The organism is Pseudomonas fluorescens HK44 (assembly GCF_000217955.3).
GTDB lineage: Bacteria > Pseudomonadota > Gammaproteobacteria > Pseudomonadales > Pseudomonadaceae > Aquipseudomonas > Aquipseudomonas fluorescens_AQ.
Genome location: NZ_AFOY02000020.1, coordinates 2,501 through 17,148, shown reverse-complemented (window position 1 = coordinate 17,148; position 14,648 = coordinate 2,501). Strand labels below are relative to the sequence as shown.

Genomic DNA, 14,648 nt, shown 5'->3' with positions numbered 1-14,648 from the left:
AGCGGGCAATCCTGCCCCGCTCTCATTCGCGTCACGTGTTATTCGGTTTCCAGATCGATATCGATGCCGAGGGAACGAATTTCCTTGATCAACACGTTGAAGGACTCGGGCATGCCCGGCTCCATACGGTGATCGCCGTCCACGATGTTTTTGTACATCTTGGTCCGACCGTTCACATCGTCCGACTTCACTGTGAGCATTTCTTGCAGAGTGTATGCAGCACCGTATGCTTCCAGTGCCCAGACCTCCATCTCCCCGAAACGCTGACCACCGAACTGCGCCTTACCACCCAGCGGCTGCTGGGTAACCAGGCTGTACGAACCGGTAGAACGAGCGTGCATCTTGTCGTCTACCAAGTGGTTCAGCTTCAGCATGTACATGTAGCCAACGGTAACCGGGCGCTCGAACTTGTTGCCGGTACGACCGTCAGTCAGCTGCATCTGGCCGCTTTCCGGCAGGTCTGCCAGTTTCAGCATGGCCTTGATTTCGCTTTCCTTGGCACCGTCGAACACCGGAGTGGCCATCGGTACGCCGCCGCGCAGGTTCTTCGCCAGATCCAGGATTTCCTGGTCGGAGAAGGTGTCCAGCTCTTCGTTGCGACCGCCGATCTCGTTGTAGATCTCGTGCAGGAACTTGCGAAGGTCAGCAACCTTGCGCTGCTCTTCGATCATACGGTTGATCTTCTCGCCCAGGCCTTTGGCCGCAAGGCCCAGGTGGGTTTCAAGGATCTGACCAACGTTCATACGCGAAGGTACGCCCAACGGGTTGAGGACGACGTCGACCGGGGTGCCATTGGCATCGTGCGGCATGTCTTCAACCGGCATGATCACGGAGACCACACCCTTGTTACCGTGACGACCGGCCATCTTGTCGCCCGGCTGGATGCGGCGACGGATTGCCAGGTAGACCTTGACGATTTTCAGCACGCCTGGAGCCAGGTCATCGCCCTGCTGCAGTTTGCGCTTCTTGTCTTCGAACTTGTCGTCCAGCAGACGGCGGCGATCAACGATGTAGGCCTGAGCCTTCTCGAGCTGCTCGTTCAGAGCATCTTCAGCCATGCGCAGCTTGAACCACTGGCCATGCTCAAGACCGTCGAGAACTTCGTCGGTGATTTCCTGACCTTTCTTCAGACCGGCGCCGCCTTCGGCTTTGTGGCCGACCAGAGCGGAACGCAGACGTTCGAAAGTAGCGCCTTCAACGATACGGAACTCTTCGTTCAGGTCCTTGCGGATCTCGTCGAGTTGAGTCTTCTCGATCGACAGAGCACGAGCATCACGCTCAACACCGTCACGGGTGAAGACCTGTACGTCGATGACAGTACCCTTGGTACCGGTAGGTACGCGCAGGGAAGTGTCTTTAACGTCGCTGGCTTTTTCACCGAAGATCGCACGCAACAGCTTCTCTTCCGGAGTCAGTTGGGTCTCGCCTTTCGGAGTGACCTTACCAACCAGAATGTCGCCTGCGCCAACTTCAGCACCTACGTAAACGATACCGGCTTCGTCCAGCTTGTTCAGTGCAGCTTCACCCACGTTCGGGATGTCTGCAGTGATTTCCTCTGGCCCAAGCTTGGTGTCACGTGCCACACAGGTCAGTTCCTGGATGTGGATCGTGGTAAAGCGGTCTTCCTGAACCACACGCTCGGACAGGCAGATGGAGTCTTCGAAGTTGAAGCCGTTCCACGCCATGAACGCGATGCGCATGTTCTGGCCCAGAGCCAGTTCACCCATGTCGGTGGACGGGCCGTCGGCCATGATGTCGCTACGCTGAACCCGATCACCCTTGCTCACCAGCGGACGCTGGTTGATGCAGGTGTTCTGGTTGGAGCGGGTGTATTTGGTCAGGTTGTAGATGTCGACACCAGCTTCGCCGGTTTCAACTTCGTCATCAGCAACACGGACCACGATACGGCTGGCATCAACGGAGTCGATCACGCCGCCACGACGAGCCACGACGCAAACGCCGGAGTCACGAGCCACGTTACGCTCCATGCCGGTACCTACCAGCGGCTTGTCAGCGCGCAGGGTTGGTACAGCTTGACGCTGCATGTTCGAACCCATCAACGCACGGTTGGCGTCGTCGTGCTCGAGGAACGGGATCAGCGACGCTGCAACCGAAACTACCTGCTTCGGCGATACGTCCATCAAGGTGACGTCTTCCGGCGCCTTGACGGTGAACTCGTTCAAGTGACGAACAGCTACCAGTTCGTCGACCAGGACTTTCTTGTCGTTCATCGTGGCCGAAGCCTGAGCGATCACGTGATCAGCTTCTTCGATGGCGGACAGGAACACGATCTCGTCGGTGACCAGAGCGTCTTTTACCACGCGGTACGGGCTCTCGAGGAAGCCGTACTGGTTGGTGCGCGCATAGGCGGCCAAGGAGTTGATCAGACCGATGTTCGGACCTTCCGGCGTTTCAATCGGGCATACACGACCGTAGTGAGTCGGGTGTACGTCACGAACTTCAAAGCCGGCACGCTCACGAGTCAGACCGCCAGGGCCGAGTGCAGAGACACGACGCTTGTGGGTGATCTCGGACAGCGGGTTGTTCTGGTCCATGAACTGGGACAGCTGGCTGGAACCGAAGAACTCTTTCACCGCCGCAGCCACTGGCTTGGCGTTGATCAGGTCTTGCGGCATCAGGCCTTCGCTTTCTGCCATCGACAGACGCTCTTTGACCGCACGCTCAACGCGTACCAGGCCAACGCGGAACTGGTTCTCGGCCATTTCGCCTACGCAGCGAACACGACGGTTACCCAGGTGGTCGATGTCATCGACGATGCCTTTGCCGTTACGGATGTCGACCAGAGTCTTCAATACCGCAACGATGTCTTCTTTGCACAACACGCCCGAACCTTCAATCTCGGTACGACCGATACGACGGTTGAACTTCATCCGGCCGACCGCAGACAGGTCATAACGCTCAGGGCTGAAGAACAGGTTGTTGAACAGAGTCTCGGCAGCGTCTTTGGTTGGCGGCTCGCCTGGACGCATCATGCGATAGATCTCGACCAGCGCTTCCAATTGGTTGCTGGTGGAGTCGATCTTCAGTGTGTCGGAGACGAACGGACCGCAGTCGATATCGTTGGTGTACAGAGTCTCGATGCGAACAACCTGGGCCTTGGCGATTTTCGCCAGGATTTCGGTGTTCAGCTCGGTATTGCACTCTGCCAGGATTTCGCCGGTAGCCGGATGCACGATGACCTTGGCGGTAGTGCGACCCAGGACGTAGTCCAGAGGCACTTGCAGCTCTTTGATCCCGGCTTTTTCCAGCTGGTTGATGTGACGAGCGGTGATACGACGACCTTGCTCGACAATAACCTTGCCTTTGTCATCCTGAATATCGAGGACAGCAATTTCACCGCGCAGGCGCTGAGGCACCAGTTCCAAGCTAAGGTTTTCACCTTGCACGTGGAAGACGTTGGTGGTGTAGAACGCGTCCAGCACTTCTTCAGTAGTATAGCCGAGCGCGCGCAGCAGTACCGATGCAGGCAGCTTGCGACGACGGTCGATACGCACGAATACGCAGTCTTTCGGGTCGAACTCGAAGTCCAGCCACGAACCGCGGTAAGGAATGATCCGCGCGGAGTACAGCAGTTTGCCGGAGCTGTGCGTCTTGCCACGGTCGTGGTCGAAGAACACGCCCGGGGAACGGTGCAGCTGGGAAACGATTACACGCTCGGTACCGTTGATTACGAAGGTACCGTTCTCAGTCATCAGGGGGATTTCACCCATGTAGACTTCTTGCTCTTTGATGTCCTTGATCGCTTTGTTCGACGATTCTTTGTCGAAAATGATCAGGCGCACTTTTACCCGCAAAGGTACGGCGTAAGTCACACCGCGCAATACGCATTCTTTGACATCAAATGCCGGTTCGCCCAGGCGATAACCGACGTACTCCAGCGCAGCATTGCCGGAGTAGCTGATGATCGGGAAAACGGATTTGAAGGCCGCATGCAGGCCCACGTCGCGGAACTGATCTTTAGTCGCTCCCGCTTGCAAGAATTCACGATACGAATCCAGCTGGATGGCCAGGAGGTACGGCACATCCATGACGTCCGGCAACTTGCTAAAGTCCTTGCGGATACGTTTTTTCTCAGTATATGAGTAAGCCATCAGCGTTCCCCAGCTTGGTCACCTGCTTGTTTGGCCCCTCCCGACGGGAGCAGCCAGAAAATCGTGCAAACCCCATGGTTTGCGCCACCGCATCGGGTGGTTACAGCTCGTTATCAGCACCGACCCAGTCGGCTGCCAATAACGGAAAAAGGCCGGTGGCAAGAGCCACCAGCCATCAGCCTTTCGCTTAACGCTCGGGCTGGAGACGCAAAGTCGAAGCTTACTTCAGCTCGACTTTAGCGCCTGCTTCTTCCAGAACTGCTTTGGCTTTGTCAGCTGCGTCTTTGGCAACAGCTTCCAGAACCATGGCAGGAGCGCCGTCAACTACAGCCTTGGCTTCTTTCAGGCCCAGACCGGTCAGTTCACGTACAGCCTTGATCACGTTAACTTTCTTCTCGCCAGCTTCGGTCAGCATGACGTTGAATTCGGTTTGCTCTTCAGCAACGGCAGCAGCAACAGCTGGACCAGCCGATGCAGCAGCAGCGGTAACGCCGAATTTTTCTTCGAAAGCTTTGATCAGTTCAACAACTTCCATTACGGACATGTTGCCAACGGCTTCAAGGATATCGTTTTGAGAGATAGACATGACTCTAATTCCTGAATTGGGGGACGGCCTACGCGACCATCGAAATAAACAAAAAACGCGAGAAGATGGTGAGCCTTAGGCTGCAGCAGCTTCTTTCTGGTCGCGAATTGCCGCCAGAGTACGAGCCAACTTGCTGGTAGCGCCTTGAATCACGCTCATCAGCTGAGAAATTGCTTCGTCACGGGTCGGCAGAGTTGCCAGTACGTCGATTTGGTTAGCTGCGAGGAACTTGCCCTCGAACGCAGCTGCCTTGATCTCGAACTTGTCCTGACCTTTTGCGAATTCCTTGAAGATACGAGCAGCAGCGCCCGGATGTTCTTTGGAGAATGCAATCAAGGTCGGGCCAGTGAACACGTCGTTGAGAACACTGTATTCAGTGTCAGCAACAGCGCGTTTGAGCAGGGTGTTACGTACAACACGTACGTAAACGCCAGCTTCACGAGCCTCTTTACGGAGTCCGGTCATAGCGCCTACTGTTACGCCACGGGCATCAGCCACGACAGCGGACAGAGCAGCTTTGGCAGCCTCGTTGACTTCAGCGACGATGGCCTTCTTGTCTTCGAGTTTAATTGCCACGGGTTTAACTCCTGCTTGTTACCGTTTCATCCAGCCGGGGCCGGATGTCGTTTTGGTGTCTGATTCGGTAAGGAACCGGGAGCACCATCTGCGTAGGCTTGAGGTTTAAGACTTTCGTCGCCTACGGTCTTGGATAGCCCCCGCCAGGCAGGGACCCCAATTTTTCAATTGGCGCAATTACTTGCGCCAATCTGTGTCTTACGCGTCGAGCGAACCTTGGTCGATGACCAGACCTGGGCCCATAGTGGTGCTCAGGGTAACGCGTTTGACGTAAATACCTTTCGAGGAAGCTGGCTTGATGCGCTTCAGATCAGCGATCAGGGCTTCAACGTTTTCCTTCAGCTTGACGGCATCGAAGCCGACTTTGCCAACGGAGGTGTGGATGATGCCGTTTTTGTCAGTGCGATAACGAACCTGACCAGCTTTTGCGTTTTTAACCGCGGTAGCTACGTCTGGCGTTACGGTGCCGACTTTAGGGTTAGGCATCAGGCCACGTGGACCGAGGATCTGACCCAACTGACCTACAACGCGCATTGCATCCGGGGAAGCAATAACTACGTCATAGTTCAGGTCGCCGCCTTTCATTTCGGCAGCCAGGTCGTCCATGCCTACGCGATCAGCGCCGGCGGCCAGAGCAGCTTCAGCTGCTGGGCCCTGGGTGAACACAGCAACGCGAACGGTCTTGCCAGTGCCGTGTGGCAGCACGGTAGCACTACGAACAACCTGGTCAGATTTACGCGGGTCAACACCCAGGTTCACAGCAACGTCGAACGACTCGCTGAACTTGACAGTCGACAGCTCAGCCAGCAGAGCAGCGGCGTCTACAAAATTGTAGGCCTTGCCTGCTTCGATTTTGCCGGCGATAGCCTTTTGGCGCTTGGTCAGCTTAGCCATTACACACCCTCCACGTTAAGGCCCATGCTACGAGCAGAACCGGCGATAGTACGCACGGCTGCTTCCATATCAGCTGCAGTCAGATCCGCGTTTTTGGTTTTCGCGATTTCTTCCAGCTGAGCACGAGTTACAGTGCCAACCTTAACGGTGTTTGGACGAGCGGAACCGCTAGTCAAACCAGCAGCCTTCTTCAGCAGAACCGAAGCCGGGGTGCTTTTTGTTTCGAAAGTGAAGCTACGGTCGCTGTAGACAGTGATGATCACTGGAGTCGGCAGGCCTGGCTCAATACCCTGAGTACGGGCGTTGAAAGCCTTGCAGAACTCCATGATGTTCACGCCGTGCTGACCCAGAGCAGGACCAACAGGTGGGCTTGGGTTAGCCTGAGCGGCCTTCACTTGCAGCTTGATGTAAGCGGTAATCTTCTTGGCCATGAGGCACTCCAATTACGGGTTCGAACGCCTCGAAAGGCTCCCCGGTTACTTGCGCGTTTATCCCAGTGACGACAAAACCCCACAGCCTAGGGCTGCGGGGTTGGGATGCTTGTTCGGCTAGACCTTTTCGACCTGGCTGAACTCTAGCTCTACCGGAGTAGAGCGACCGAAAATGAGCACAGCGACTTGGATCCGGCTCTTTTCGTAGTTAACTTCTTCGACCGTGCCATTAAAATCAGCGAACGGACCGTCGGTAACACGAACCACTTCACCCGGCTCGAACAGAGTCTTGGGCTTCGGCTTGTCGCTACCATCAGCGACACGACGCAGAATTGCCTCTGCTTCTTTGTCAGTGATCGGCGCCGGCTTATCAGCTGTACCACCGATAAAGCCCATCACCCGAGGAGTATCCTTGACCAAGTGCCAAGTACCCTCATTCATGTCCATCTGAACCAGCACGTAGCCTGGGAAGAACTTACGCTCGCTTTTGCGTTTCTGGCCATTACGCATTTCAACCACTTCTTCAGTGGGAACCAGAATTTCGCCGAAGCCATCTTCCATGCCAGCCAGCTTTACGCGCTCGATCAACGAGCGCATGACATGCTTCTCGTAACCCGAGTAAGCATGCACAACGTACCAACGCTTAGCCACGGGACACCCTTAGCCAACAATCAAGGAAACAAGCCAGCCGAGCAGGGAATCAAGCCCCCACAACAGCAACGCCATAACCAGAACAACAGCCACCACAATCAGGGTGGTCTGCGTGGTTTCTTGGCGAGTTGGCCACACGACTTTACGAATCTCGGTGCGAGCTTCCTTAACCAGTACAAAGAAAGACTTGCCCTTGACCGTCTGCAGGCCTACAAAGGCAGCTACAGCGGCAATAACAAGCAAAGCGAGTACACGGTACAGGATCGGCGCAGCATGGTAATACTGATTGCCGACAACGCCAACAACCACCAAGGCGACTACTACAAGCCACTTGAGCAGATCGAAGCGAGAGCCTTGAGCTTCAGCTTTAGGAGTCATCTATGAAGATCCTGTGAAAAGAAAGCCAGACACACTGAGTGAATCTGGCAGGTCAGGAGGGAATCGAACCCCCAACCTACGGTTTTGGAGACCGTCGCTCTGCCAATTGAGCTACTGACCTAAAACAAAATTAGGCCGACCATTATGCCGGCCTAAAAAAGACATTACAACAACTTACTCGATGACTTTGGCCACGACACCAGCGCCAACGGTACGCCCGCCCTCACGGATAGCGAAGCGAAGACCATCTTCCATCGCGATGGTTTTGATCAGAGTGACAGTCATCTGGACGTTGTCACCCGGCATTACCATCTCAACACCTTCTGGCAGCTCGCAGTTACCAGTCACATCAGTAGTACGGAAGTAGAACTGTGGACGGTAGCCCTTGAAGAACGGAGTATGACGACCGCCTTCTTCCTTGCTCAGAACATAAACCTCTGCAGTGAACTTGGTGTGCGGCTTAACGGTACCCGGCTTAACCAGAACCTGACCACGCTCAACATCGTCACGCTTGGTGCCACGCAGCAGCACACCGCAGTTCTCGCCAGCACGACCTTCGTCGAGCAGCTTGCGAAACATCTCAACACCAGTACAGGTAGTTTTGACAGTGTCACGAAGACCAACAATCTCAACCTCTTCCTGAATGCGGACAATGCCACGCTCAACACGACCAGTTACAACAGTACCGCGACCCGAGATCGAGAACACATCCTCGATAGGCATCAGGAACGGCTTGTCGATAGCACGCTCCGGCTGCGGAATGTAGCTATCCAGAGTCTCAACCAACTTTTTGACGGCAGTAGTGCCCATCTCGTTGTCGTCTTGACCATTCAGAGCCATCAAAGCCGAACCGATGATGATTGGAGTGTCATCACCCGGGAAATCGTAGGCGCTCAACAGATCGCGCACTTCCATCTCAACCAGCTCCAACAGCTCAGCGTCGTCAACCATGTCAGCCTTGTTCAGGAAGACAACGATATACGGAACGCCCACCTGACGAGACAGCAGGATGTGCTCACGGGTTTGCGGCATCGGACCATCAGCGGCCGAGCAAACCAGAATAGCGCCATCCATCTGAGCAGCGCCGGTGATCATGTTTTTTACGTAGTCGGCGTGACCCGGGCAATCAACGTGTGCGTAGTGACGCACGGCCGAATCATACTCGACGTGAGCGGTGTTAATGGTAATACCACGAGCTTTTTCTTCTGGGGCGCTATCGATCTTGTCGAAGTCGACCTTTGCCGAACCGAAAACCTCGGAACAGACTCGAGTCAGAGCGGCAGTCAGAGTAGTCTTACCGTGGTCGACGTGACCAATGGTGCCTACGTTGACGTGCGGCTTATTACGTTCGAACTTTTCCTTAGCCATCGAAATCACCCCTAGGAGAAGAATTAAGCAAGTCACACTAACCATTAAAACAAAGGCAGATATTTTCATATCTGCCTTGTTATATGGAGCTCTTGAGCGGATTTGAACCGCTGACCTCACCCTTACCAAGGGTGTGCTCTACCAACTGAGCTACAAGAGCGAAACACTTTGCACAACCTGCAAACTTGGAGCGGGTAGCGGGAATCGAACCCGCATCATCAGCTTGGAAGGCTGAGGTTCTACCACTAAACTATACCCGCGTAAGCTTGCAGCTCACGCTAAAAATGGTGGAGGGGGAAGGATTCGAACCTTCGAAGTCGTAGACGTCAGATTTACAGTCTGATCCCTTTGGCCGCTCGGGAACCCCTCCTAAGCGAGCCGGCATTCTACATCATGCCAGCCTTCTGTCAAGCATTTTCTCATTAAAAACCTGAGGTTAGCTGCGTTGACTTCGCTTCGCACCGTTGACCGTTAAAGGTCTTCACTGCGAAGCGGGCGCCATTCTATGCAACCTATTCATCAGTTGCAACCCCCTCACACGGCATTATTTTATGTTTTAACTCATTGAATTCTTTAGCAAGGTTCTGCAATACGGAATCGTCAGCCAATCGCCGGCTTTCCGGGGTCACACGCATCCAATATCCAACAGAATCAGGAAGAGAAACCGATAGCTGCTGAACCCTGATGTCGAGAGCAGTCAATCGCTGTTCGAGCGCCTTCGCCGTCTCCTGACGAGCAAAGCCACCCAAGTAAAGACAGCTGCTATCCGCCTGCGCAGATTTACCCTTGTCACGCGCAGCTGCTGCATCAGGCGTCTCACTCAACAGGCGAATGTCCTGCTGCGAACCTTTATACAAACTCAACGGAGTGACGTCCTTCGCACGCAAGGGCGCCTCCTGCTGATGCCAAACGTAATAAAACACATTGAGGACCAGCAACAGCAGAAACAACCAACGCATAAAAACCTCAGGACAATGGGCACGCCATGGCCAAACCTACGAATACGAGATCCGGCACTACCCGCGCTTCTGGCACGATTCCGGAAACCAGGCCTGCATCGCCACCAGTAAGGAACACCGAGAATTCCTGCCCCCAATAGCTGCGCGCCAACTCCAGTTGCGTCAGGACAAACCCTCTCAACATTAATGAACAGCCACGCTCGACAGCCTCCACCGTATTTCGCCCTGGCTCAAAGCTCTCGAGCGCCCTGGATGCCGCGAGATCGTCATAGCGAATCCGCCGGGTATGGGTGCGTAACTGATTACGCATCAAGGGCATTCCTGGACAAATGAACCCTCCCAGGTGCTCACCATCCGCGGCAATAAGGTCTGCGGTAAGCGCAGTACCAAAATCAAGAACCAGACAAGCTCCCGGGGCAAGATGAAATGCCCCAAGCATCGCAAGCCAGCGATCAAGGCCCAGTCGCTGATAATCCTCGTAACCGTTGCGGACTCCAGACATTTCACGAGCCGGTGCCGCGCAGGACACCGTTACGCCGAATGTATCAACCAGCAAGGAAACAAGCGCAGCGGTCTCCTCATTGGTTCTTACGCTTACCAGGCGACAGTATTTGAGATTCAGCGCATCACAACCGTGCAGACTGTCCAGTAAGGCTTGATCCGAGTCGACAACCCCCTCGGCAACCAAGCGCGCCGCATCTGCGTGCAGCACACGCCATTTAATAAAACTGTTTCCGCAGTCGAGCTCAAGAATCATCGCGCAACCTCAGACTTAGCTCACCACCACTAAACACTTTTTCTACGCCACCCACCTTCAAACGCAATGCGCCCTGGCCATCAATCCCTATCACCTCACCGTCAATCCGGCTCACTCCAGCAATCAGCGAAACCGCGCGCCCCTGCCATAAGTGTCCCTTCTCCCACTCTGCCTGAAGTGACGAAAACCCTGCCGACTGGTGACGACGCAGGTGCTCCTGGAGAACAATCCCCAGATGCGCCACTAGAAGATTACGATCAAACACCCTTCCTGCTTCAAGACGCATAGAGGTCCATTGCTGATCGACCTCATCAGCCATTTGCATATTTACATTGATTCCCACACCCAGAACGACATGACACACATCAGCGGGATCCCCGACCAACTCCAACAATATCCCGGCGATTTTCTTCTCACCAACCAGGACATCGTTAGGCCACTTCAAACCAGCTCCGGCAATACCCAGATCACGCAGCGTTTGCATCACCGCCAGGCCGACGACCAAGCTGAGCCCCTCAAGCTGTCGCATGCCACCATCAATTCGCAGCACGAGGCTATAGTAGATATTTTCGGCAAACGGACTCACCCACTTGCGGCCGCGCCGACCGCGACCAGCAGTTTGTCGCTCTGCAAGCACAAGAAACGGCGCAGCCATTCCGCGCTCTATAGAGCGCAAAGCTTCAGCATTGGTGGAATCAATCGAGTCGAAGACTAGTACGGGCCAGTCGCAAGCAGGTGAATGCTCACAGATTTGCGCAGCATTGAGCAGAGTCAACGGCGCACTCAACTGGTAACCCCGACCACGCACCTTGTGGATAGAAAGACCCAGCTCAGCCTCGAGGTGCTGGAGCTGTTTCCATACAGCGCTACGACTGATACCGAGAGCAGCGCCCAGCGCTTGGCCGGAATGGAAACGGCCGTCCTTCAGAAGCTTTAACAACGTCAGCATGCAAGTATCGCCTCACAATGAGGCCCGCATGATAGCCATGCCCCGAGCCGTTGCATAGAAATCGTAAGAATCAACTTTCTTGCAGGCAAAACAAAACCCCTACCTGCATACGCAGATAGGGGTTTCGGAATTTAATCTTGACGATGACCTACTCTCACATGGGGAAACCCCACACTACCATCGGCGATGCATCGTTTCACTGCTGAGTTCGGGATGGGATCAGGTGGTTCCAATGCTCTATGGTCGTCAAGAAATTCGGGTACTGAGTCGTGACCTGATGGCCTCGCTTCAGCAAATTGGGTATGTGATAGCTTTCGGTGTTTTGTGAGCAGCTCGAACTTTCGGTTCGTTTCGTCTTCACACACACCGCAATCTGGCCTCTTTCGAGTTCGCAAATTGCTTGGGTGTTATATGGTCAAGCCTCACGGGCAATTAGTATTGGTTAGCTCAACGCCTCACAGCGCTTACACACCCAACCTATCAACGTCGTAGTCTTCGACGGCCCTTCAGGGGACTCAAGGTCCCAGTGAGATCTCATCTTGAGGCTAGTTTCCCGCTTAGATGCTTTCAGCGGTTATCTATTCCGAACATAGCTACCCGGCAATGCCACTGGCGTGACAACCGGAACACCAGAGGTTCGTCCACTCCGGTCCTCTCGTACTAGGAGCAGCCCCTCTCAAATCTCAAACGTCCACGGCAGATAGGGACCGAACTGTCTCACGACGTTCTAAACCCAGCTCGCGTACCACTTTAAATGGCGAACAGCCATACCCTTGGGACCGGCTTCAGCCCCAGGATGTGATGAGCCGACATCGAGGTGCCAAACACCGCCGTCGATATGAACTCTTGGGCGGTATCAGCCTGTTATCCCCGGAGTACCTTTTATCCGTTGAGCGATGGCCCTTCCATACAGAACCACCGGATCACTAAGACCTACTTTCGTACCTGCTCGACGTGTCTGTCTCGCAGTCAAGCGCGCTTTTGCCTTTATACTCTACGACCGATTTCCGACCGGTCTGAGCGCACCTTCGTACTCCTCCGTTACTCTTTAGGAGGAGACCGCCCCAGTCAAACTACCCACCATACACTGTCCTCGATCCGGATAACGGACCTGAGTTAGAACCTCAAAGTTGCCAGGGTGGTATTTCAAGGTTGGCTCCACGCGAACTGGCGTCCACGCTTCAAAGCCTCCCACCTATCCTACACAAGCAAATTCAAAGTCCAGTGCAAAGCTATAGTAAAGGTTCACGGGGTCTTTCCGTCTAGCCGCGGATACACTGCATCTTCACAGCGATTTCAATTTCACTGAGTCTCGGGTGGAGACAGCGCCGCCATCGTTACGCCATTCGTGCAGGTCGGAACTTACCCGACAAGGAATTTCGCTACCTTAGGACCGTTATAGTTACGGCCGCCGTTTACCGGGGCTTCGATCAAGAGCTTCGCGTTAGCTAACCCCATCAATTAACCTTCCGGCACCGGGCAGGCGTCACACCCTATACGTCCACTTTCGTGTTTGCAGAGTGCTGTGTTTTTAATAAACAGTCGCAGCGGCCTGGTATCTTCGACCGGCATGGGCTTACGGAGCAAGTCCTTCACCCTCACCGGCGCACCTTCTCCCGAAGTTACGGTGCCATTTTGCCTAGTTCCTTCACCCGAGTTCTCTCAAGCGCCTTGGTATTCTCTACCCAACCACCTGTGTCGGTTTGGGGTACGGTTCCTGGTTACCTGAAGCTTAGAAGCTTTTCTTGGAAGCATGGCATCAACCACTTCGTGTTCTAAAAGAACACTCGTCATCAGCTCTCGGCCTTAAGATCCCGGATTTACCTAAGATCTCAGCCTACCACCTTAAACTTGGACAACCAACGCCAAGCTGGCCTAGCCTTCTCCGTCCCTCCATCGCAATAACCAGAAGTACAGGAATATTAACCTGTTTTCCATCGACTACGCTTTTCAGCCTCGCCTTAGGGACCGACTAACCCTGCGTCGATTAACGTTGCGCAGGAAACCTTGGTCTTTCGGCGTGGGTGTTTTTCACACCCATTGTCGTTACTCATGTCAGCATTCGCACTTCTGATACCTCCAGCAAGCTTCTCAACTCACCTTCACAGGCTTACAGAACGCTCCTCTACCGCATCACCTAAGTGATACCCGTAGCTTCGGTGTATGGTTTGAGCCCCGTTACATCTTCCGCGCAGGCCGACTCGACTAGTGAGCTATTACGCTTTCTTTAAAGGGTGGCTGCTTCTAAGCCAACCTCCTAGCTGTCTAAGCCTTCCCACATCGTTTCCCACTTAACCATAACTTTGGGACCTTAGCTGACGGTCTGGGTTGTTTCCCTTTTCACGACGGACGTTAGCACCCGCCGTGTGTCTCCCATGCTCGGCACTTGTAGGTATTCGGAGTTTGCATCGGTTTGGTAAGTCGGGATGACCCCCTAGCCGAAACAGTGCTCTACCCCCTACAGTGATACATGAGGCGCTACCTAAATAGCTTTCGAGGAGAACCAGCTATCTCCGAGCTTGATTAGCCTTTCACTCCGATCCACAGGTCATCCGCTAACTTTTCAACGGTAGTCGGTTCGGTCCTCCAGTTAGTGTTACCCAACCTTCAACCTGCCCATGGATAGATCGCCCGGTTTCGGGTCTATTCCCAGCGACTAGACGCCCTATTAAGACTCGCTTTCGCTACGCCTCCCCTATTCGGTTAAGCTCGCCACTGAAAATAAGTCGCTGACCCATTATACAAAAGGTACGCAGTCACCCAACAACGTGGGCTCCCACTGCTTGTACGCATACGGTTTCAGGATCTATTTCACTCCCCTCTCCGGGGTTCTTTTCGCCTTTCCCTCACGGTACTAGTTCACTATCGGTCAGTCAGTAGTATTTAGCCTTGGAGGATGGTCCCCCCATATTCAGACAAAGTTTCTCGTGCTCCGTCCTACTCGATTTCATGACCAAGAGATTTTCGCGTACAGGGCTATCACCCAC

The 14,648-nt window shown here is 54.3% G+C and carries 11 protein-coding genes, 4 tRNA genes and 2 rRNA genes (1 of these 17 cut by a window edge); all 17 read right to left on the bottom strand.

The features are described from left to right. Positions 1-38: 38 nt before the first annotated feature. A complete protein-coding gene (gene rpoB / locus HK44_RS25370) occupies positions 39-4,112 on the bottom strand; it encodes a DNA-directed RNA polymerase subunit beta (RefSeq protein ID WP_019693881.1) in 4,074 nt (1,357 codons plus the stop codon). 220 nt (positions 4,113-4,332) lie between these two features. After that, entirely contained in the window at positions 4,333-4,698 is a 366-nt protein-coding gene (gene rplL / locus HK44_RS25365; protein WP_003206098.1) for a 50S ribosomal protein L7/L12, read from the bottom strand. Between the two features lie 75 nt (positions 4,699-4,773). Further along, positions 4,774-5,274: a 50S ribosomal protein L10 gene (gene rplJ, locus HK44_RS25360; RefSeq protein ID WP_019693882.1), complete on the bottom strand. Its 501-nt coding sequence runs from the start codon at positions 5,272-5,274 to the stop codon at positions 4,774-4,776. A gap of 198 nt (positions 5,275-5,472) precedes the next feature. Beyond that, a complete protein-coding gene (gene rplA, locus HK44_RS25355) occupies positions 5,473-6,168 on the bottom strand; it encodes a 50S ribosomal protein L1 (protein ID WP_019693883.1) in 696 nt (231 codons plus the stop codon). Then, the gene (rplK, locus tag HK44_RS25350) at positions 6,168-6,599 is read right to left on the bottom strand and encodes a 50S ribosomal protein L11 (RefSeq protein ID WP_008008888.1); all 432 of its coding nucleotides are present in this window, start codon (positions 6,597-6,599) and stop codon (positions 6,168-6,170) included. Before rplK ends, rplA begins: the two co-directional genes overlap by 1 nt. Positions 6,600-6,716: 117 nt before the next feature. After that, entirely contained in the window at positions 6,717-7,250 is a 534-nt protein-coding gene (gene nusG / locus HK44_RS25345) for a transcription termination/antitermination protein NusG (protein ID WP_010443972.1), read from the bottom strand. A 9-nt stretch (positions 7,251-7,259) separates the two neighbouring features. After that, complete coding sequence (secE, locus tag HK44_RS25340; protein ID WP_019693884.1) at positions 7,260-7,628, bottom strand: preprotein translocase subunit SecE; 369 nt, start codon at positions 7,626-7,628, stop codon at positions 7,260-7,262. A gap of 45 nt (positions 7,629-7,673) precedes the next feature. Further along, positions 7,674-7,749: transfer RNA gene (locus HK44_RS25335), tRNA-Trp, on the bottom strand. 53 nt (positions 7,750-7,802) lie between these two features. Beyond that, complete coding sequence (tuf, locus tag HK44_RS25330) at positions 7,803-8,996, bottom strand: elongation factor Tu (protein WP_019693885.1); 1,194 nt, start codon at positions 8,994-8,996, stop codon at positions 7,803-7,805. An 84-nt stretch (positions 8,997-9,080) separates the two neighbouring features. Next, positions 9,081-9,156, bottom strand: a tRNA-Thr gene (locus HK44_RS25325). Positions 9,157-9,182: 26 nt separating this feature from the next. Further along, positions 9,183-9,256: transfer RNA gene (locus HK44_RS25320), tRNA-Gly, on the bottom strand. 25 nt (positions 9,257-9,281) lie between these two features. After that, a tRNA-Tyr gene (locus tag HK44_RS25315) sits at positions 9,282-9,366 on the bottom strand. A 142-nt stretch (positions 9,367-9,508) separates the two neighbouring features. Further along, entirely contained in the window at positions 9,509-9,955 is a 447-nt protein-coding gene (locus HK44_RS25310; RefSeq protein ID WP_019693886.1) for a hypothetical protein, read from the bottom strand. Between the two features lie 7 nt (positions 9,956-9,962). After that, a complete protein-coding gene (locus tag HK44_RS25305; RefSeq protein ID WP_019693887.1) occupies positions 9,963-10,712 on the bottom strand; it encodes a pantothenate kinase in 750 nt (249 codons plus the stop codon). Continuing rightward, positions 10,702-11,661: a bifunctional biotin--[acetyl-CoA-carboxylase] ligase/biotin operon repressor BirA gene (birA, locus tag HK44_RS25300; protein ID WP_019693888.1), complete on the bottom strand. Its 960-nt coding sequence runs from the start codon at positions 11,659-11,661 to the stop codon at positions 10,702-10,704. The genes HK44_RS25305 and birA overlap by 11 nt, the downstream gene beginning before the upstream one ends. A 135-nt stretch (positions 11,662-11,796) precedes the next feature. Beyond that, positions 11,797-11,912, bottom strand: a 5S ribosomal RNA gene (rrf, locus tag HK44_RS25295). Between the two features lie 160 nt (positions 11,913-12,072). Continuing rightward, a 23S ribosomal RNA gene (locus HK44_RS25290) occupies positions 12,073-14,648 on the bottom strand; it runs 316 nt beyond the window's last position.